Raw genomic sequence first — 19,650 nt, 5'->3', positions numbered from 1 at the left:
CGGTGCCCGGGCGTACGCACCGCGCCGGGGTGGTGCTGGTGTCCCAGCCGTTCTCGGTGAGCAGGGCGCGGGCCCGCTCGACGTCGAAGGGGTAGGGGTCCTTGCGGCGGGCCGGCGAGAGCAGCGGGCTTTCGGGCAGGGCCGGCACCGGGCCGGTCGTCGGGTAGCCGTAGCCCTTGTAGACGTCGCGGATCGCGCCGTCCGAGTCGAGGCAGGACTGCAGGGCCTGGCGGAAGTAGAGCTGCTTGAAGATCTTCCCGGCGACCGTGGGGTTGTTGAAGTTGATCGGGAAGTAGTGGATCTTGTACGTGAGTTGGGGCACGAGACGGTACCGCTCGCCCAGCGGGTTCGGGCCGCCGGTCATCGGGTCCTCGGCCGGCTCGGTGACCTCGTCGAACGGCAGGAAGCCGATCTGGACGCCCTCGGGCGAGTCCGGGCCCTGCCGCAGCTTCTCGTACTGGTCGTCGTCCGAGGCGGTCGGCACCAGCCGGAAGGCGTCGAGGTGGGGCTTGTCCGCTCCGGAGTAGTGCTCGTTGGGCACGAGCACGGCCTCGCCCGAGGTGCCGTCGATGGTGTACGTGTGCAGCTTCCAGGGGCCGTTGACGACACCCCAGACGGGGCTGCTGTCCCAGGTCTTGCGCTCGTCGTTGCAGGCCCGCAGGTAGGCGTAGACGGCGGAGGCCTGGGACGGGTCGTGGGTGGCGTCGGCGGGGGCGTCGTCGGCGGTGCGGTCCCAGGCCCTGGGCAGCGGGGTGATGGTGGAGAACTGGTTCATCAGCACCCAGTTGTGCGAGTAGGCGCGGTCGAAGGTGAAGCTCACCTTGTCTTCCGCGACCTTCTCGTAGCGGACCAGGTTGTCCGGGAAGAAGCCGGGCGAGTAGCCGCCGAACCTGCTCTTCTCCGCCTCCAGCAGATGCATCCACAGCATCACGTTGTCGGCGTTGACCATCTCACCGTTGGACCAGCGGTACGGCTTGAGGGTGATCGTCGCCGTGCGGCCGTCCTCGTCCCACTCCGGGGGCAGCGCGAGGCTGCGCTCGTAGTCGACGGTCGGGGAGCCGCCGCTGCCGTACCAGTACAGCGGCCGGTACATCAGCGTCTGGAACTCGTGCAGATTGGCGATGCCGTAGTAGTCGCCGGGCGTGAAAGGGAAGATGAAGACCGGGCTGAAGCCGTTGGTGCACGCCCAGGTGACCGTGCCGCCGCGGCGCGGGGTCTCGGTGCTGGTCATGCCGGGACCTCCTCCAGCTCCGAGATGCCGCTGTCGGCGCGCTCGCCGTACCGCTCCCAGCGCTCGCTGAGCCGGATCCGCCCGTCGGGCAGGACCTCGGGGGTGCTCCAGCAGCGGCCGGCGATCACCTCACCGTCGGCAAGGACCATGGTGTACGTGAACTCCAGCGTGCCGTCGTCGGCCGCGTGCCCGGTCAGGGCGCCCTTCTTGACGTCTCCGCCGGCGAAGTCGGCCCACAGCAGGGAGCCTTCCTGGCGGTAGCGGGCGACGGGGGCGTCGTCGCCGTAGGCGGTGTTGCGGAACCGCCGGCCGTCGTAGTCGATCGTCATCGGCGTATCTCCAGAGTGCAGCACTTCACGGCACCACCGGCCTTCAGCAGTTCGGACATGTCCACGCCGTGCGGCTCGAAGCCGCGGTCGCGCAGTTCGCCGATCAGGTGGGTGGCGGCCTCCGGCAGGACGACGTGCAGGCCGTCGCTGATGGCGTTGAGGCCGAACACGTCGGCGTCGGCCTGGGTGGCCAGGATCGCTTCGGGGTACAGCTCGCTCAGGGTCTGCCGGCTCTCCTCGGAGAACGCGGCGGGGTTGTACATGACGAGGTCGTCGGTGAGGACGCTGAGCGCGGTGTCCAGGTGGTAGAAGCGGGGGTCGACCAGGGTCAGCCCGACGACCGGGCGGCCGAAGAACGCGGCCAGCTCCTCGTGGGCGCCCGGGTCGCTGCGGAAGCCGGTGCCGGCCAAGATGCGCTCACCGGCGGCGAGGAAGTCGCCCTCGCCCTCGTTGACGTACTCCGGCGCGAGGACGTGCTCGTAGCCGGCCGCGGTGAACCACTTCTGGTAGGCGTCGGCCTCGGCGGCGCGCTCCTGGTGGCGGAACTTGGCCAGCAGCACCTTGCCGTCGATCACGGTGGCGCCGTTGGCGGAGAAGACCATGTCGGGCAGGCCCTCGACCGGGTCGATGAACGAGACCTGGTGACCGAAGTCGACGTACAGGTCGCGGATGCGCTCCCACTGGGCGATGGCCAGCTGGTGGTCCATCGGCTTGGTGGGGTCCATCCAGGGGTTGATGGAGTAGCTGACCTCGAAGTGGGTCGGACGGCACATCAGAAAGTGGCGCGGGGTGGCCTGACGCCGGGTGGTCTCAGACATGGATGTCGCTCATCTCTGTGTGTATGCGGTCGGCGAGGCGGGTCGCGCTGCCGAGTGCGTCGTCCAGGGAGGTCCCGGTGGTACCGAGGAAGCCCAGGATGTTGTTGCCGTGCGGGGGACGCTTGATGACGTCCCCCGGATGTGCGGTGATCTTGAGGAAGAAGATGTCGGGCGAGGCGGCGACGTCCTCGGGGACGTGCACCGACTCGACCTTGCCGGCCTGGCTGATCAGGCACATGGCCGCGGTGTGGACCTCGGTCGGGGCGTAGTGCCCGACGTCGGGGCGGACTCCGGAGGCGACGTCCACCACGCACCGGATCGGGTCGTGTCCGGCGCTGATGCGGGCCATGTGGTCGAGGCCTCCGCCGCCGGGGCGGATCGCGATCTCCAGGATGTACGGCCGGCCCTGGTGGAAGCGGACCTCGGCGTGCAGGACGGCCCGGCGCAGGCCCTGGGCGTGGGCGGCGGCCTTGACGACCCGCTGGACCTCGGCGAGCTGCTCCTCGGTCAGGGCGCTCGGGGCGTGGTGGACGTCGTCGTCGAAGGTGCCGCCCTCGACCGTGACCCGGTCGACGACGGAGCCGAGGTAGACCTCGTCGTCCCAGGCGAGCGCCTCGATGAGGTGCTCGTGCCCGTCGAGGTAGGACTCCACGAGCAGTCCGTGCGGGCCCAGTTCGAGGCCGTCGGCCTCCATCAGGGCCCACGACATCGATTCGATGCCCTTGGCGGCGTCGGCGAACCGGGTCCGCAGCTCCTCGGCGTCGTCGATCTTGAAGACGAAGTTGGACGCGGCGCCCAGGGTCGGCTTCAGGATCAGCGGGTAGCCGAAGTCCTCCCCGGCGGCGAGCGCGGCCTCGACGTCCGGCACGTAGCGGAAGTCGGGGTGGGGTGCGCCGCCGCTCCTGTGGGCCTCGCGCATGAGGAGCTTGTTGCGGCTGGTGCGGGCGGCCTCCAGGCCGACGCCGGGCAGTCCGAGCGCCTCGGCGACCGCGGCCACCGCGACGACTCCGGACTCGGAGAAGGTGAGCACGCCGTCGAAGCCGGTCTCGGCGTGCCAGGTGCGGGCCGCCGCGATCAGGTCGTCGATGTGCTGCGAGCCGGCGACACGGTAGCGGTCGGCGGGCCAGAAGTCGTCGGTGCCGACGCCGTTGAGGACGTGGACCGTCGCGCCGAGCGCCTCGAGCTGCTGGTAGCGGGAGACGTAGTAGGTGGCGTTCTGGCGGGCTTCCAGGGCGAGCAGCTTCATTGGGGCCGCCTCCTTCTCAGGCCGTGGTCTCGGCGACGGCCGGGGAACCGGCCGCCTCCGCCTTGCGGATACGGGCCTCGGTGCGGGTGAGCGAGGTGACGGTGACCACGGCGATGACGGCGACCAGGCCGGCGAGGACGTAGAAGCCGTAGCGCACGTCGGTCGCGTCGACGAGCAGGGAGATCAGCACGGTCGCGGTGGTACCGGCGGCCAGACCGAAGGCGTTGGTGGCACCGAAGACGAAGCCGGTGCGCTCTTCGGGCGAGGCGGTCATCAGGGCCGTACGGGCCGAGATGCGGGCCATGCCGAAGGTGAGACCGGCCAGCGGGATGACGGCCATCATGATCCACAGGTGGGTGGTCTCCAGGACCAGGATCACGGCGAAGGCGAGGTAGCCGATGAGCGCGGCCTTGGTGACGGTGGAGCGGGCCGAGAACTTCTTGAAGGCGGCGGCCGCGAACAGGGCGCCGATACCGAACAGGGCGTCGACCACACCGAGGATGCCGACGCTGCTGTTGAAGCCGTCGATGACCAGGACCAGCAGGATGCTGTTGCCGACGATGATGACGATGTTGCCGATGGCGTAGAGCAGGCCGAGACGGGCCAGCGGCGGGCGGACGCCGGCCTTCTTCGCGGCGGCGGCGGAGGCGGCGGAGGCGGCCTTCTCCTCGGCGGTCTGCGGGGCGGCGGCCGGGCGGCGGCCGAGGGCGAACAGCATCGCGGCGGAGATCAGGAAGGTGACGGCGTTGAAGTAGAACAGCGAGTTGACGCCGACCCAGGCGATGACCCAGCCACCGATGGCGGCCGAGGCGAGCGTACCGGCCTGGATCGCGATCTCGGCGTTGCCGTTGAACTGCGCGAGCCGGGACTCCGGGATCCGCTCCTTGATCAGGGCGTTGCTCGCCGGGAAGAACAGCGCGGCGGACAGGGCGAGGACGAAGCTCGCCACGTACGAGACGGTGGTCGGCTCACCGTCGAGGTACAGCCACAGCGGCAGGGCCACCGCGGCGGCGGCGCTGATCAGGTCGGAGATGAGCGCCAGCGTCCGGCGGTCGAAGCGGTCGGCGATCTTGCCGAACCAGAGGGAGAGCGCCACCTGCGGGATGGTCACGGCGATCATCAGCCAGCTGACCGCGAGCATCGTGCTCGCCTCGGTGAAGACCAGGTAGGCGGCGGCGGTCAGCTGGATGCCGTTGCCCAGGTTGGTGATGAAGGTCGCCGGGATGAGCAGCCTCTCGGCGCGATTGGCGCGCGGCGCGGTGGGATTCTCGCCCAAAGCCTTGGTGCTGGACACGTTTCTCCTCGGATGGGTCATCAGGTGGGGGGACGGTGGTGCGGGCGCACCAGGGCGGGGGCCCGGGCGCCGGGCGGGCCGGCCGGGACGGGGCCCCGGACCGGTGGAGGCGGTCCGGGCCCGGCGCGGCCGTCAGACCCTGGCGTCGGCCAGGGCGGCCGGGGCGTCGGCCCCGACGGTGGTGGACAGGGTCGGCAGGTGCAGCGCCGGGACCGATGTCGTGGTGGTGCAGCGGGCCGGGATCGCCAGATCCACACCGGCTTCGGCGGCCCGGGCCGCGACGTCGGCGAGGATCGGCGCGGCGCACGCGAGCAGTGTCCGTACGGCGAGCGTGAAGTCGCCCAGCGCCACCTGGGATCCGGCGTCCGTACGGTCGGCCTGCTGCAGCAGCCGGTCGACGTGGACGACGATCAGGTCGGCCGCCCGGTGCAGGCTGAAGCTCTGCAGCTCGTAGTGCGAGCGGAACCGCTCGACGACGGTGCCGGCTTCCTTGGCGCCGGTCGGGGAGACCGGCAGCGGCTCGTCGCGGGAGACGCCGGCGAGCAGCGTGTCCAGCCGGGCCGAGAGCCGGTTCCACGGGTCCACGAGCCGGGAGGTGACCAGGCCGTCGAGGGCAGCGCGGCTGAAGTTGGTGCGGGAGTGCTCCGGCGCGGTGAGCGCGAGGTAGAACTTGGCCAGGTCGCGCGGGACTTCGGCGACGAGGTCCCGGGCCCAGACGACATGGCCTTTACTGGTGGAGAACTTCTCGTTCTCCAGCTCGTAGAACTCGTTCGAGACGATGGCGTGCGGCTCGATGTAGCGGTCCCCGTGCGCCATCAGCAGGGCGAGGTGCGTCATTCCCCAGAAGTAGACGTTGTCGAAGCCGAGGAAGTAGACGAGATCGATGCCGTGTTCGGAGAGCCAGTGCTCGTCGTACCGGTCGGTGTGGTCGCCCAGTTGCTCGGCGGCCCACCAGGTGCAGTACATCGAGGCGGCCATGCCCTCGGCCCAGGCGTTGAGGGTCTGGCCGGGGGTCTCGGGGAACGGCGCCTCGATGCCCCACGGGGTCGGGTAGGTGAGGGGGAAGTCCGGCAGCGGCCGGGCGAGCGCCTCGCGGACCAGTTGCGCGGTGTGCGGGCGCAGCATGTGGCGGTGCTTGGCGTAGTAGTTGGCGAGCTGGACGCGGTACTCCTCCATGGGCAGCACCAGGATCTCCACCTCGCGGTGGGTGACCTGGGCGTCCGGGTCGGTGGTGGAGCGCGGCCGCAGCAGCTCGTCGAAGTTGTTCGGGTGGCCGCAGGACTCGCACAGTCCGCCGCGGCTCTCCAGCAGGCAGACCGGGCAGTCGCCGGCGACGAGGCCTTCCATCAGGAACTCGCCGGTGGCCTCCACGTAGGGCAGCCGGACCGTCTTGAGCTTGAAGGCGCCGGCGGTGTGCAGGTCCGTGACGAAGTCCAGGACGGTCTGGCGGTAGCCCTTGTCGAAGGGGGCGAACCCGTCGACGGAGATCCCGGCCGCGTCCAGGGTGGTGCGGATCTGCTCCCAGGATGTGGCGGCCAGCGCCTCGGGGGTCGTACCGGCGCGCCGGGCGCTCGCCACGACATAGGTCTGGCTGTCGTCGGTGCCGCTGGTGTAGATGACCGGGCGGCCGGAGGCGCGCAGGTAGCGGGCGTAGACGTCGCCGGCGAGGAAGGGGCCGGCGAGGTGTCCGGTGTGCAGGTCGCCGTTGGGCGTCGGAGGCGGGGCGATGATGACGGTACGGCGCTGGCTGCCGTCGGTCATGACGCTCTCTCCCCGTGGCGGGCGGCGAACTTCTCGGTCATCTCCAGGTCCCACCAGACGCTGTACATCTCGAAGTCCTCACCGGACTCGTTGACCACGCGGTGCTCGATGCCGGGCGGGAAGTGCACGATGTCGCCGGTGACGAACGGGGTGCGCTCGCCCTGGGACTCCAGGAACGCCTCGCCCTTGACCGCGATGAATATCTCGTACTCGTGGTGGGCGTGCGGCGTCGAGGCGGTGCCGGGGCGGATCACACACCAGGAGCCCTCGAAGGGGGCGTTGAGCGCCGGCCAGGGCACCAGACGCTGGGCGTCCAGGCCGTTCTCGTGCTTCAGGTTCTGACGGTCTAGCCCGCGTAGCTCCATGCCGGAGCCTCCTCTTCGGTGTTCTCGTCCGCGTCCGCGGAGGTGTGGGAAGGGGTCGCCGAGGTGGGGCGTACGCCCGCGCGGCGGCGGAGGATGTCGGTGGTGATCTCGCCCGAGCGGGCAGCCAGCACGCTGAGCAGCGAGTCGGCGATGCCGTGGGTGGCCTCGTTGACGCCCTGCAGGTAGCACAGCGCCGAGGTGGGGCCGGAAGCACCGGTCTGCAGCAGGTAGTTGCGGTCCACGGTGAGGGAGTCCAGGCCGAGGGCCGCGCCGAAGCCGCGCACCATCGCCGGCATGTCCCGGACGAATCCGGTGCCGAGCAGGACCACGTCGCCAGCGAGTTCCCTGACGGATCCGTCGCGCCGGTCCGACAGGGTGAGCACGACCTCGTCCTCGTCGGAGCGGGCGGCCGTGATGTCGGAGAGGGTGACCATGTGCAGCCGCTGGGTGCCGTCCAGCTTCTCCAGGTACATCTGGCGGTACATGGAGTCCAGCAGCGACGGCGCGAGACCGGCGTAGTTGGCCCGGTGCATCTCGGACAGCATCTGCGCCCGCGCCTCGGGCCGCGAGGCGTGGAACTCGTCGATGAAGGACGGGTAGAAGAGTTCGTTGGTGAACTTGCTGCCGTCGTAGGTGGACAGACCGATCGAGCGCATCACCATGGTGCACTCGGCCTCGGGGTAGCGTTGGTACGCCGTCCACAGCATCTCGGCCGCGCTCTGCGCGCCGCCGACGACGATCACCCGCTTGGGCGCCAGCGCGTCGAGCTCGTCGGTGCGGGTGAGGAACTCGGTGCTGTGGATGTAGCGGCCCGGGTCGACGTCCTTGAGGACGTCGGGGATGTTCGCGTCACGTCCGGCGCCGATGACGAGGTAGCGGCAGGCGATCGTGGAGCCGTCGGCGAGGTGCACCAGCCAGCTGCCGGGCGTCCCGTCGGCGTCGAGCAGCGGCTCGACGCGCACGGCCCGCCGGCCGTACTCGATGCGGACCTTCTCGAGGGATTCCGCGACCCAGCGCAGGTACTGGGATATCTCGCTGCGGTACGGGGTGAACGTACCGAGGTTGATGAAGTCGTCCAGCCGGCTCTGGTCGTGCAGGTAGTTGATGAACGAGTACTTGCTGACCGGGTTGCGGAGGGTGACCAGGTCCTTCAGGAAGGACACCTGGCTCTGGCTCCAGGGCAGCAGCATGCCCGGCTGCCAGACGATGCCGTCCTGCTGCTCGATGATGAGCGAGTCGCGGGCCAGACTCGCCGGAGCCATTTCCTCCAGCGCGACGGCCAGGGCGAGGTTGGCCGGGCCGGCGCCGATGGCAAGCAGCTCGATATCTCTGTGGCTCAAGACATCTCCTCTGTGTGGAGAGCCGGCGGCAGAGCGTCCGCCGAGGAATGTGCCGTGAGCGTAAGAACCGCTGGTTGTGGGCCGGTTGTGGGCCGGTTACGCGCTGGTCGTGACCCGGGCATGGACGGCCGGTGGCTTCCCGGCGACCCGCTTCGGGAGCGGAAATGGCCGAAAGACCGACCCTCCGGTGGGCGGGCGGTGGTCCGGTGACGGGCCGTTCTGCGACGATCCGGGCGGAGGCGATCACCATGACGCGTACACCCCCCGCACCGCTCACCGTGGACCGGGCGACGCCCGGCGACTGGGCCCAGGTCACCGCCTGGGCGGCGGACGAGGGCTGGAACCCCGGTCTTCTCGACGCGGAGTCCTTCTTCGCGCAGGACCCCGAGGGCTTCTTCCTCGGCCGGATCGACGGAGAGCCGGTCTCCGCGGTCTCGGTCGTCAACTACACCGACACCTACGCCTTCCTGGGCTTCTACCTGGTCCGCCCGGACCTGCGGGGCCGCGGCCTGGGCCTGGCCACCTGGCGGGCGGCGCTGCGCCACGCCGGGGACCGTACGGTCGGCCTGGACGGGGTCCCCGCGCAGCAGGACAACTACCGCCGCTCGGGGTTCGAACTGGCCTACCGCACGACCCGGTACGTCGGCTCGTTCCCGGCCGTCGCGGCGGCGCCGGGCGTCGTCCCGGCGAAGGAGGCCGGCCTGGACGCCGTCGCCGCGTACGACAGCGTGTGCCACCCCGGCGAACGCGCCCGCTTCCTGAAGTCGTGGCTCACCGCCCCCGGGCACCGCGCGCTGGCCCGGATCTCCGGCGGCCGGCTGACCGGGTACGGGGTGATCCGCCCGGCCCGCACGGAGGCCCGGGTGGGCCCGCTGTTCGCCGACACGGCGGACGACGCGGCGGCGCTCCTGGACGCGCTGGCGGCGGAGGCGGCCGTGTGGGGGGTGCCGGGTATCGCGGTCGACGTGCCGGACCCCCACACCGCGGCGGTCCGCCTCGCCACGTCCAGGGGCCTGGAGCCTTCGTTCGCGACGGCCCGGATGTACACGGGCCCGATCCGCCCGGTCGCCACCGAGCGGGTCTTCGGGGTGACCACGCTCGAACTGGGCTGAGGCCGGAGGCCCGAGGGCCGAGCGCCTCCGTCGCACCTCCGGCGAGCCGGGCCGGCGGCGGCGCGCGGGGCCGCCCGCGTCCCCGCCGCCCAGGCCGGGGCACCGCCTCGGCGGCCGCGAGGCAGTCGCCCAACGCCGCGGCCGGCGCCACCGCCTCGGCGAGCCGGCGGTCGTGGCGCTGAGGGCTCAGCGCCGCGTCGCACCTCCCGCCCGCCGGGCCGCCCGCGCCCCCGCCGCCGATGACGAGCCGTTCGATTCCCGTGCCTGGACGACGGTTTCCCGGCGGCCGCAGTGAACGCCCTGGGAACGCCGTGGCGACGCGACGGCCGCCGTGGGGGCCCTGGACGCCCTGGGTGCCCCGTGCTGTCGCACGCCCCATGGCCCCCTCAGAGACCGCCCCTGCGGGCCCGCGCCGCACCGGTCCGGGCCCGGCCCGCCGCCGTTCGCGCGACGCGCGCAAGGCGTCTCTTCACACGAGCGGGTGATGCGCTCGTATAGGCGTCACAGACCCCTGCCGCCCGTGCGCCCCGAAACTCCGGGGCCCGGGCGGCACGGCGGATGCCGCACCCACCCTTTCGGGTAGCGGCCGAACAGCGCACGTCTCCGATTGCGTTCCGGGCTGACCTCATATCCGCCCATATGCTTTTCATGCGGTTCCCCGAGAGCCGCTTTCCCTTTCGCCTCCCGCATTCATGGAGATGGACCATGCGCGTTGCCGTGACCGGTGGCGGCGGATTTCTTGGCTCACACCTGTGCGAGGCACTGCTGCGGCGCGGAAACGCCGTGATGTGCCTGGACGACTTCAGCACGGGTCAGCCGCAGAACATCGCTCACTTGCGGGACCACCCCGCGTTCGAGTTCATCCGGGCCGATGTGACCGAGCCGGTGGACGTCCGCGGCCGTGTGGACGCGGTCGCCCATCTCGCCAGCCCGGCGTCCCCGCCCGACTACCTGCGCCGCCCGCTGCAGACCCTCGCCGTGGGCAGCCGCGGCACAGAGCGGATGCTGCGGCTCGCCGAGCGCCACGGCGCCCGGTTCCTGCTCGCCTCGACCAGCGAGGTCTACGGCGATCCGCTGACCCACCCGCAGAGCGAGGAGTACTGGGGCAACGTCAATCCGGTCGGTCCCCGCAGCGTCTACGACGAGGCGAAACGGTACGCCGAAGCGGTCTCTTTCGCGTACCGGCGCAGCCTCGGCGTGAATGTGGGAGTGGTCCGTATCTTCAACACCTACGGCCCCCGGATGCGCCCGCACGACGGCCGGGTCGTTTCCAGCTTCATCACCCAGGCCCTCAGCGGCGAACCGCTCACCATTTACGGCGACGGAAAGCAGACCCGCAGTTTCTGCTATGTCGACGATCTGGTCCGGGGACTTCTCGCGATGCTCGATTCGGACGAGACCGGTCCGGTCAATCTGGGCAATCCGCAGGAGCGCACGGTCGGCGAACTCGCGGAACTCGTGCTGCGGCTCACCGGCTCCACGTCCGAGGTGCAGTACCACCCGCTGCCCACCGACGACCCGACCCGGCGCCGCCCGGTCATCACCCGGGCCCGGGAACTCCTCGGCTGGGACCCGGAGGTGGACGTCGAGGAGGGGCTGCTGCGGACGGTCGACTGGTTCTCGAGCCGTCCCCAGGACCTCGCCACGGCCGCCGCCGCCATCCGGGGCGGCCAGCAGGACACCGTCCCCATTTCCTGAGCCCCGTGCGGCGGGTCCCGGCCGGGCCCACCGCCCCGAAGAGCCGCCGGGGCCGCCGACGGACCCGGCGGCCCCGGCAGCAGACACCCTCCGGAGCACGCACCCATGACGCAGGCCGCCCCCCGTCCTGTCCCCGCCACCGTTCCCCCCACGACCACCACGACCGACGAGCGGCCCCCCGGCTCACTCGCCGACCAGATCCACCGCCTGTCCGAAGGCAACGTGGTCCGGGTCCCGCCCGACGGGCCCACGTTCGCGCTCCCTCCGCGCAGTCTGCGGACCGGGCCGACGAGTTTCGTCCCGCGGCTCTCCCGCCTCGACCGCGTCACGGTGACGGTGCTGACCGCGGGGTGGCTCGTCGGCCTCGTCTGGTTCTGGACCTGGTGGCTGCGGCCCGAGCACCGGGTGGGCTGGGTCGGTCTCGCCGTCAACAGCGCCCTTCTGCTCTATCTGGCCCTGCTGCCGCTGCACTTCCTGGTCGCGGCCGTGCGGCTGCGCCACTTCAACCCGGCCGTGGCGGTACCGCAGCTGCGCACGGCCTTCGTGGTGACCCGGGCGCCCTCGGAGGGGTGGCCGATCGCCCGGACCACCCTGGAGGCGATGCTCGCCCAGTCCTTCCCGTACAGCTACGACGTCTGGCTGTGCGACGAGGACCCCGACGACGAGATCATCGCCTGGTGCCACGAGCGCGGCGTCGGCCTGTCGTGCCGCCGGGGCCTGGCAGACTACCACCGGGCGACCTGGCCCCGCCGCACCCGCTGCAAAGAGGGCAACCTCGCCTACTTCTACGACCGTTGGGGCTACGAGGACTACGACGTCGTCGCCCAGCTCGACTGCGACCACGTGCCCCACCCGCACTACCTCAGCGAGATCATCCGCCCCTTCGCCGACCCGGCGATCGGCTATGTCGCCGCCCCCAGCATCTGCGACGCCAACGCCGACGCCTCGTGGTCGGCGCGCGGCCGGCTGCACCGCGAGGCCGTCTTCCACGGCGCCGTCCAGCTCGGCCACTCCGAGGGCCTCGCCCCGCTCTGCATCGGCTCCCACTACGCCGTACGCACCCGGGCGCTGCGTGACATCGGCGGTCTCGGGCCCGAGCTCGCGGAGGACTTCTCCACCACCTTCCTGCTGAACTCGGCCGGCTGGCACGGCGCGTTCGCCATCGACGCCGAGGCGCACGGCGACGGGCCGATCACCTTCGCCGCGATGGCGACGCAGGAGTTCCAGTGGTCGCGCTCTCTCGCCGTGATGCTCTTCGGGATGCTGCCGCGCCATCTGAGCCGGATGCCGGGCCGGCTGCGGCTGCGCTTCGGCTTCGCCCTCTCGTACTACCCGCTGCTCGCGGTCACCACCACGGCCGGTCTCGCGCTGCCGCCGATCGCCGCTGTCACCGGACTGCCCTGGATCAACGTCAACTACTTCGGTTTCCTCGTGCACTTCTGGGCCATGTCGGTGTGGCTGGTGCTGCTGACGATGGTGATGCGCCGCCGCGGGCTGCTGCGGCCGGTCGACGCGCCTGTGCTGAGCTGGGAGAGCTGGCTGTTCGGCCTCGCCCGCTGGCCGTTCGTCGCCTGGGGTGTGGGCGCCGCGCTGGTGCAGAAGCTGCGGCCGCGGCCGGTGACGTTCAAGGTCACCCCGAAGACCCGTGACGGTCTCGAACCGCTGCCGCTGCGGCTGGTCGCCCCCTATCTGCTGATCACCACGGCGCTGTCGTGCGCGGCCGTGTACGGCGAGCTGACCGGCCCGGCGGCGGGCTATGTCTTCCTGTGCATCCTCGGCTCGCTGTCGTACTCCGTCGTCACCCTCACCGTCTCGCTGCTGCACGTCGCCGAGACGGCCCGCGCGGCGCGGGTCCGCTTCCACCGGGCCCTGCGCACCGCCGGGCTCCCCCTGCTGGCGGGCGCGGCGACGCTGCTGCCGCTCGCGCTCGCCGTCCTGCTCTTCCCGATCTATCTCAAGGGCGTCATGGGCTGGTGAGCGAAGAGCTCGGCCCGCCGCCCGGTCCCCCGAAGAGAGGTGCATCCATGTCCGGTCCCCCCACCGTGCTGGTGACCGGTGGTGCCGGTTTCATCGGCAGCCACACCTGTGTCGAACTGCTCGACCACGGCTACGAGGTCGTCGTCGTCGACGACTACTCCAACAGCTCGCCGGGCGCGCTGGAGCGCGTCGTGAAGGTCGCCGGCCGCCCGCCGGCCGCGGTCCACGAGATCGACCTGCTCGACCGGCGCGCGCTCGGCGAGGTCTTCGAGCAGCACTCCTTCGACGCCGTCGTGCACTTCGCCGCGAAGAAGGCGGTCGGCGAGTCGGTGGAGATCCCCGCCGAGTACTACGACATCAACGTCGGCGGCACGACGGCGCTGCTGCGGACGATGCGCGAGCACGGGGTGCACCGGCTGGTGTTCTCCTCCTCCTGCTCGGTCTACGGCAACGCCACCAAGGTGCCGCTGACCGAGCACGACCCGGCCCGCCCGACCAATCCGTACGCCACCTCGAAGTGGCTGTGCGAGCGGGTGATCGGCGACATCTGCCGCCGGCTGCCGGAGTTCTCCGTCCTCGCGCTGCGCTACTTCAACCCGGTCGGCGCACACCCCTCGGGACTCCTCGGCGAGGTGCCGCCGGGTGTGCCGAACAATGTGATGCCCTACCTCGCCCAGGTCGCCTCCGGCCGCCTGGTGAAGCTTCGGGTCTTCGGCGACGACTATCCGACCCCCGACGGCACGGGCGTACGCGACTACCTCCATGTGATGGACGTCGCCGAAGGACACCGGGTCGCGCTGGAGCACCTCGACGACGAGAGAGGCCTGCGCGTCTTCAACCTCGGTACGGGCCAGGGCACCTCGGTGCTCGAACTGGCCGCGGCGTTCGGCCGGGCGTGCGGCGCGCCGATCCCGTACGAGATCACCGGCCGGCGCCCGGGCGACGTGGCCGCGCTCGTCGCCGACACCTCCGCCGTGGCCCGGGCCTGGGGATGGACCGCGACGAGGGATCTGGCCGCGATGTGCGAGGACGCCTGGCGGTTCCAGGAGCTCAACCCCTCCGGCTACCCGAACTGACCCGCGAACAGACAGGAGTACACATCATGCGGCTGACCGTCATCGGAACGGGATACCTGGGAGCCGTGCACGCCGCGTGCATGGCAGAGATCGGACACGAGGTCCTCGGCGTCGACGTCGACGCCGAGAAGATCGCGTTGCTCGCCGACGGCAGGACCCCCTTCTACGAGCCAAGGCTTCAGGAGCTCCTGACCAGAAACGTCGGCTCGGGACAGCTGCGGTTCACCACCTCGCTGCGCGAGGCGGCCGTCTTCGGCGAGGTCCACTTCATCTGTGTCGGCACCCCGCAGCGCCAGGACTCCCCCGCGGCCGACCTGCGCCACGTCGACGCCGTCGTCGACGGGCTCGCCCCGCACCTGCGCGGGAGCTGCCTGATCGTGGGCAAGTCCACCGTCCCGGCCGGTACGACATCCCGGCTCGCCGCGCGGGTACGGGCGCTCGCCCCCGAGGACACGGACGCCGAGGTCGCCTGGAACCCCGAGTTCCTGCGCGAGGGCTTCGCCGTGGAGGACACCCTGCGGCCGGACCGGCTGGTGGCGGGGGTCACCTCGGCCCGGGCCGACGAGGTGCTGCGCCGGGTGTACGCGCCGATGCTGGACGCCGAGGTCCCCTACATCAGCACCGACCCGGCCACGGCCGAGCTGGTGAAGGTCGCCGCGAACTCGTTCCTCGCCACCAAGATCTCCTTCATCAACGCGATGGCCGAGGTGTGCGACGCGGCGGGCGGGGACGTGACCACGCTGGCCGACGCGCTCGGCCACGACACCCGCATCGGGCGCCGGTTCCTCTCCGCCGGGCTCGGCTTCGGCGGCGGCTGCCTGCCCAAGGACATCCGGGCGTTCATGGCCCGCGCCGAGGAGCTGGGCGTGGGTCCGGCCGTCTCCTTCCTCCACCAGGTCGACGAGATCAACGCCCGGCAGCGGCGCCGTACGGTCGACATCGCCCGGGAGATGACCGGCGGGGATCTCGCGGGCCGCCGGGTCGCGGTGCTCGGCGCGGCGTTCAAGCCGGACAGCGACGACGTACGGGACTCGCCGGCGCTGGCCGTCGCCGCGGCGGTCCACCGCGAGGGCGCCGAGGTCCGGCTGCACGACCCGCAGGCGATGGAGAACGCGCGGGCCGTGCTGCCGCAGCTCGAATACGCCCCGGACGTGGACAAGGCCTGCGAGGACGCCGATCTCGTCCTGCATCTGACCGAGTGGATCGACTACCGCCGGATCGACCCCGCGCGGCTGGCCCAGCTCACCCCGGCCCGCCGGATCCTCGACGCCCGCAACGCGCTCGACCATCCGCTGTGGCGGGCGGCCGGCTGGACGGTACGGGCGCTGGGGCGGCCGCAGCCGCCCGCGGTGCCCAGCCAGCACACGGCCACCCAGTTCGCGCCGGTCTACTCCGCCGACCTGGGCTGAGCCGCACCCGCCGCGACGGTCGGGGCGAGGCGCTCGCCGAAGTAGTCCACGGACCCCAGGTCGACCCCGAGCACCCTGAGGTCCAGGGCCGCGTTCTCCAGCGCCTCGCCGCAGCCGGGCACCATCGTGTCGGCGCCCGCCACGCTCCGGATCGGTGTGGCCGCGCTCTCCAGGCAGGGGTCGGCGTCGGTGCCGGTCGGCTGGGCGCCGAGCCGCTCCTGCCCGACCGCCGCGGCGCGCCACTCCCGCAGGGTCGGGTAGACCCCGGGGCCCCACTTGACCTTCCAGGTGTCGGTGCTGAAGTAGTCGTTGCCCTGGAAGCGCACCGCGGTCGGCTTGTAGGCGTGTTCCGAGTCGATCAGCGGCGCGCCGTCCGTGACGAAGATGTTGTTGCGGATCTTGACGTTGCGCAGGCCCTGCTCCAGCCGCAGGGCGGGGGCCTGCTGGACGCGGCGCGGGTTCTTCTTGGTCACGACGGTGTTGTGGTAGAGGTTCAGGTTCTTGACCCGGGCCCCGTACGCGACGATCCCGCCGTACCAGGGGAGTTTGCGGGAGTCGTTGTCGCTGAGGTTGAAGCGGACCGTGTTGTCCCGGTGCGCGCCGTTGCCGTTGGCGGAGTAGATGAGGTAGCCCGCGCCGTCGTTGTCGAAGGACAGGTTGTACTGCAGGACGGACGAGGAGACGTTGTTGTCGAGGCCGAAGCCTCCGCCGTCCACCCGGGAGCCGGTGCGGTTGGCGTAGGAGACGCTGCGCTGGATGACCATCTCGGTCGAGTCGTAGGTCCAGATGCCCTCCGGACCCTCCTGGGCCACGGCCGAGGACTGCGCGCCGTTGTGGTGGGAGGTGGAGCGGTCCACGAGACCGCCGCGGACGCTGCCGAGGACGATGCCGCTGCCGGTGTTGCGGGTCCCGGCCCGGGGGTCGCCGGGGTTCTCGTAGGCCTGGATCCGCACCAGCTTGAGCTTCTCGTGGGCGTAGGCGGGGTCGTCGGGTTCGAAGTCGGGGCCGTAGGTGACCAGCCCCGCGTCCTTGTTGCCGTGCAGCTTCGCGTCCTTGACGGTCACGTTGCTGAAGCCGGTGGCGCCGCGGCCGCCGCCGATCCGTACACCGTGCCGGAAGCGGCTGACGTCGACGGCGGAGATGACGACGTGGTCGAGCTTGCGGTCGCGCGGCAGGTCGCTGAAGAAGCGGATGCCGTCCTTGCGCGCGTAGGAACGGGCGTCGCCGACCAGGACGATGCCCCGCACCTCGATGCCCGCGGTGTTGTGGACGGAGATGCCGGCCGTGCCGGGAGCGGCGATGGTGGCGCGTCCCTTGCCGTACGACTCGATGACGACCGGCGCCTTGGCACTGCCCGCGTCACCCGCGCCGATGGTGAGGGTGCCGCGGTGCCGGGCGCCACCCTTGAGCCTCAGCCGGTCGCCGGGCTTGAACCGGATGGTGTCGGCCTGGGCGAGGGTGCGCCAGGGCCGGGCGGGAGAGAGACCGTCGTTCTCGTCGTCGCCGTCCGGGCTGACGTAGTAGGTGTGTCCACGCTCCGCGTTGGGACGGGCCGGGACAAAAGGGTCGGGCAGATCGCAGCCCGCCGCGCAGATCAGCAGCAGCGTCACGACCCCGCACGCCGTGGCGCGCCCGCGGCGCACCGGCGGCGGGGACGGCCGCGCCACACTGACGTACGACGTGTTCATCTTCCGCATCGGCGCTCGTACTCCCTGGCTGCCTCGTCGGTCAACGGTGATCTCGCAGCCTGCCAGAGGGCGGGACGCCGACCCGTCCAATGACATGACGCACCGCGATGAAGCAGCGGAATGGGCCAATCGCCGCCGCTCGCACGGGGGCCGCGAGGGTGGGCCGGGGGCCGGGCGGGGGTGACAAGGGTTTTCCCCGTATCGAGTTCACCAGCACGTTCCCTACTGTCTGCCGCACCGGCGCATCCCATCCTTCGCCTGTTGCCCGTCAGATGTATCTGTCAGGTGCATGCGAAGGCGCCCGCCGGGGACGGCCCACACCCGGGGCCGTCGCGTCGGCGGCGGCGCGCGGGCCTCCGGCCCGAGGGAACCGCGGATGCACCCCCACACGCACCGCGTTTCCCGCGCCGCCGGCCCGCGCTCCGCTGCACCAACGTCGTCAGTGAAAGGGAACACCTTGAACGGTTCCAGGCGCAGACTCATATCCGCCGTGGCCGCCGCCGCCACGCTCGCGGGTGTCGTCGCCACCTCCACCGTGGCGTTCGCCGCCGCCCCGGCGGAGCCCTCGCCGAAGCCCGCACCGGCTTCGCAGTCCATGGCCGCTCTGCCCTCGGCGCCGGTCGAGAAGGTCATCGTCACCTACAAGTCGCGTACCGCCGAGGCCGGTTCCAACGCCGCCGCGAAGAGCGACACGGCCGCCAAGGCCAAGCAGACCGGTGAGGCGCTCACCTTCGAGCGCCGCCTGGCCGGCGGTGCCGCCCTGGTCGACCTGGGTGACACGGCCACCAAGCAGGATGTGACCGACGTCCTCGCCGCCTTCCGCGCCGACCCGTCGGTGGCGGTCGCGGAGCCGGACATCCGCGCCTACCCGATGGCGGTCACGCCCAACGACACCGACTACGCCAAGCAGTGGGACCTGTTCGAGCCCACCGGCGGCATGAACGTCCCGGGCGCCTGGGACAAGGGCACCGGCAGCGGGGTCACCGTCGCCGTCATCGACACCGGTTACGCCGCCCACAGCGACCTGGCCGCCAACGTCGTGCCCGGCTACGACTTCATCTCCACCTCCGCGGACGCGCGGGACGGCAACGGCCGCGACGCCGACGCCAAGGACGAGGGCGACTGGAACGCCACCGACAACGAGTGCGGTCTCGGCTCCAAGGCGAGCAACTCCTCCTGGCACGGCACCCACGTCGCCGGCACCATCGGCGCGGTGACCAGCAACGCCAAGGGCATCGCCGGTATCGCGTACAACGCGAAGATCCAGCCGGTGCGCGTCCTCGGCAAGTGCGGCGGCTCCTCCGCCGACATCGCCGACGCGATCACCTGGGCCTCCGGCGGCAACGTCCCGGGCGTCGCGGCCAACGCGACCCCGGCGAAGGTCATCAACCTCAGCCTCGGCGGCGCCAGCTCCACCTGCCCGAGCGTCTACCAGAACGCCATCAACGGCGCCGTCCAGCGCGGCACCACCGTGGTCGTCGCCGCCGGCAACAGCAACGCCAACGCCTCCGGCTTCACGCCCGCGAACTGTGCCAACGTCATCAACGTGGCGTCCACCAGCCGTGAGGGCAACCGCTCGTTCTACTCGAACTTCGGCTCGGTCATCGACGTCTCGGCCCCCGGCGGCGAGACCCGTCGCGGCACCGACACGCCGGGCACCGTCACCACGCCCGAGAACGGCATCCTCTCCACCCTGAACGCCGGCTCCACCGTCCAGGCGGGCGAGAACTACAAGCCGTACCAGGGCACTTCGATGGCCGCCCCGCACATCGCCGGCCTCGCCGCGCTGCTGAAGTCCGCGAAGACCACGCTGACCCCGGCCGAGATCGAGTCCGCGATCAAGGCCAACGCCCGTCCGCTGCCCGGCACCTGCTCCGGCGGCTGCGGCACCGGTATCGCCGACGCCACGAAGACCGTGAACGCGGTCACCGGCACCACTCCCCCGGCGGGCAACGTCTTCACCAACGCGACCAACGTGACGATCTCCGACAACGCGACCGTCTCCTCGTCGCTCGCCGTCACCGGCCGCACCGGCAACGCCCCCGCCGCCCTCAAGGTCGGCGTGGACATCAAGCACACCTGGCGCGGCGACCTGGTCATCGACCTGATCGCCCCGGACGGCACCGTGCGCAACCTGAAGACCTCCTCGGGCTCGGACAGCGCCGACAACGTGCTGGCCACCTACACGGTCGACGCGTCCAGCGAGGTCGCCAACGGCACCTGGAAGCTCCAGGTCCGCGACGTCGCCTCGGGTGACACCGGCTACATCGATTCCTGGAGTCTCACCTTCTGAGACGAGCTGTCAG

Annotated in this window: 15 protein-coding genes; 6 read left to right on the top strand and 9 right to left on the bottom strand. The window is 71.3% G+C overall.

The genetic code is table 11. From position 1 onward, the window contains the following. The 8 genes from IEZ01_RS00535 to IEZ01_RS00500 form a co-directional block, all read right to left on the bottom strand. Positions 1–1,231, bottom strand: a 1,231-nt coding sequence (locus tag IEZ01_RS00535; protein WP_229832554.1) for an ABC transporter substrate-binding protein, incomplete at its 3' end; no start/stop codon positions are given. Further along, positions 1,228–1,560 carry an avidin-fold protein gene (locus IEZ01_RS00530; protein WP_019890720.1) on the bottom strand — a complete coding sequence of 111 codons (333 nt, stop codon included), beginning with the start codon at positions 1,558–1,560 and terminating at the stop codon, positions 1,228–1,230. The genes IEZ01_RS00535 and IEZ01_RS00530, both read right to left, overlap by 4 nt. Then, positions 1,557–2,378 carry a dimethylargininase gene (gene ddaH, locus IEZ01_RS00525; RefSeq protein ID WP_019890719.1) on the bottom strand — a complete coding sequence of 274 codons (822 nt, stop codon included), beginning with the start codon at positions 2,376–2,378 and terminating at the stop codon, positions 1,557–1,559. The genes IEZ01_RS00530 and ddaH overlap by 4 nt, the downstream gene beginning before the upstream one ends. Next, positions 2,371–3,624, bottom strand: a complete 1,254-nt coding sequence (locus IEZ01_RS00520; RefSeq protein WP_019890718.1) for an ATP-grasp domain-containing protein — start codon at positions 3,622–3,624, stop codon at positions 2,371–2,373. The genes ddaH and IEZ01_RS00520 overlap by 8 nt, the downstream gene beginning before the upstream one ends. A 16-nt stretch (positions 3,625–3,640) precedes the next feature. Further along, positions 3,641–4,918 (bottom strand): MFS transporter, encoded by a 1,278-nt coding sequence (locus tag IEZ01_RS00515; RefSeq protein WP_028798176.1) that lies wholly within the window; start codon positions 4,916–4,918, stop codon positions 3,641–3,643. 132 nt (positions 4,919–5,050) lie between these two features. Beyond that, positions 5,051–6,679 (bottom strand): class I tRNA ligase family protein, encoded by a 1,629-nt coding sequence (locus IEZ01_RS00510; RefSeq protein WP_019890716.1) that lies wholly within the window; start codon positions 6,677–6,679, stop codon positions 5,051–5,053. Further along, positions 6,676–7,044, bottom strand: a complete 369-nt coding sequence (locus IEZ01_RS00505; protein ID WP_019890715.1) for a cupin domain-containing protein — start codon at positions 7,042–7,044, stop codon at positions 6,676–6,678. The genes IEZ01_RS00510 and IEZ01_RS00505 overlap by 4 nt, the downstream gene beginning before the upstream one ends. Continuing rightward, a complete protein-coding gene (locus IEZ01_RS00500; protein WP_019890713.1) occupies positions 7,026–8,384 on the bottom strand; it encodes a lysine N(6)-hydroxylase/L-ornithine N(5)-oxygenase family protein in 1,359 nt (452 codons plus the stop codon). The genes IEZ01_RS00505 and IEZ01_RS00500 overlap by 19 nt, the downstream gene beginning before the upstream one ends. A gap of 248 nt (positions 8,385–8,632) precedes the next feature. Between IEZ01_RS00500 and IEZ01_RS00495 the strand changes: the two genes are divergently transcribed. The 5 genes from IEZ01_RS00495 to IEZ01_RS00475 all read left to right on the top strand — a co-directional run bounded on the left by IEZ01_RS00495 (position 8,633) and on the right by IEZ01_RS00475 (position 15,656). Beyond that, positions 8,633–9,496 (top strand): GNAT family N-acetyltransferase, encoded by an 864-nt coding sequence (locus IEZ01_RS00495; protein ID WP_189199241.1) that lies wholly within the window; start codon positions 8,633–8,635, stop codon positions 9,494–9,496. Between the two features lie 705 nt (positions 9,497–10,201). After that, a complete protein-coding gene (locus tag IEZ01_RS00490) occupies positions 10,202–11,194 on the top strand; it encodes a UDP-glucuronic acid decarboxylase family protein (RefSeq protein ID WP_189199239.1) in 993 nt (330 codons plus the stop codon). Between the two features lie 105 nt (positions 11,195–11,299). Next, positions 11,300–13,171, top strand: a complete 1,872-nt coding sequence (locus tag IEZ01_RS00485; protein WP_189199237.1) for a glycosyltransferase family 2 protein — start codon at positions 11,300–11,302, stop codon at positions 13,169–13,171. 47 nt (positions 13,172–13,218) lie between these two features. Beyond that, positions 13,219–14,247, top strand: coding sequence for a UDP-glucose 4-epimerase GalE (gene galE / locus IEZ01_RS00480; RefSeq protein WP_189199235.1), 1,029 nt, complete (start codon positions 13,219–13,221; stop codon positions 14,245–14,247). A 26-nt stretch (positions 14,248–14,273) separates the two neighbouring features. Beyond that, a complete protein-coding gene (locus IEZ01_RS00475; RefSeq protein ID WP_189199233.1) occupies positions 14,274–15,656 on the top strand; it encodes a UDP-glucose dehydrogenase family protein in 1,383 nt (460 codons plus the stop codon). Here the strand turns inward: IEZ01_RS00475 and IEZ01_RS00470 are convergent. Beyond that, complete coding sequence (locus IEZ01_RS00470) at positions 15,635–17,353, bottom strand: right-handed parallel beta-helix repeat-containing protein (protein WP_229832551.1); 1,719 nt, start codon at positions 17,351–17,353, stop codon at positions 15,635–15,637. The genes IEZ01_RS00475 and IEZ01_RS00470 overlap by 22 nt on opposite strands. 481 nt (positions 17,354–17,834) lie before the next feature. On the opposite strand from IEZ01_RS00470, the gene IEZ01_RS00465 reads away from it, so the two are divergent. Further along, the gene (locus tag IEZ01_RS00465) at positions 17,835–19,637 is read left to right on the top strand and encodes a S8 family peptidase (protein ID WP_189199808.1); all 1,803 of its coding nucleotides are present in this window, start codon (positions 17,835–17,837) and stop codon (positions 19,635–19,637) included. Positions 19,638–19,650: the final 13 nt, after the last annotated feature.

The sequence above is a fragment of the Streptomyces purpureus genome, assembly GCF_014648195.1.
GTDB classification, from domain to species: Bacteria; Actinomycetota; Actinomycetes; order Streptomycetales; family Streptomycetaceae; genus Streptomyces; species Streptomyces purpureus.
Note: the sequence above shows the minus strand (reverse complement) of the source record. Positions and strands in the feature narration are given on the sequence as shown.

Excerpts from the sequence above, each read along its gene's own strand:
- IEZ01_RS00530 (WP_019890720.1), bottom strand. The coding sequence starts at position 1,560 with ATGACGATCGACTACGACGGCCGGCGGTTCCGCAACACCGCCTACGGC.
- ddaH (WP_019890719.1), bottom strand. The coding sequence starts at position 2,378 with ATGTCTGAGACCACCCGGCGTCAGGCCACCCCGCGCCACTTTCTGATG.
- IEZ01_RS00520 (WP_019890718.1), bottom strand. The coding sequence starts at position 3,624 with ATGAAGCTGCTCGCCCTGGAAGCCCGCCAGAACGCCACCTACTACGTC.
- IEZ01_RS00510 (WP_019890716.1), bottom strand. The coding sequence starts at position 6,679 with ATGACCGACGGCAGCCAGCGCCGTACCGTCATCATCGCCCCGCCTCCG.
- IEZ01_RS00505 (WP_019890715.1), bottom strand. The coding sequence starts at position 7,044 with ATGGAGCTACGCGGGCTAGACCGTCAGAACCTGAAGCACGAGAACGGC.
- IEZ01_RS00495 (WP_189199241.1), top strand. The coding sequence starts at position 8,633 with ATGACGCGTACACCCCCCGCACCGCTCACCGTGGACCGGGCGACGCCC.
- IEZ01_RS00490 (WP_189199239.1), top strand. The coding sequence starts at position 10,202 with ATGCGCGTTGCCGTGACCGGTGGCGGCGGATTTCTTGGCTCACACCTG.
- IEZ01_RS00485 (WP_189199237.1), top strand. The coding sequence starts at position 11,300 with ATGACGCAGGCCGCCCCCCGTCCTGTCCCCGCCACCGTTCCCCCCACG.
- galE (WP_189199235.1), top strand. The coding sequence starts at position 13,219 with ATGTCCGGTCCCCCCACCGTGCTGGTGACCGGTGGTGCCGGTTTCATC.
- IEZ01_RS00475 (WP_189199233.1), top strand. The coding sequence starts at position 14,274 with ATGCGGCTGACCGTCATCGGAACGGGATACCTGGGAGCCGTGCACGCC.
- IEZ01_RS00470 (WP_229832551.1), bottom strand. The coding sequence starts at position 17,353 with ATGCGGAAGATGAACACGTCGTACGTCAGTGTGGCGCGGCCGTCCCCG.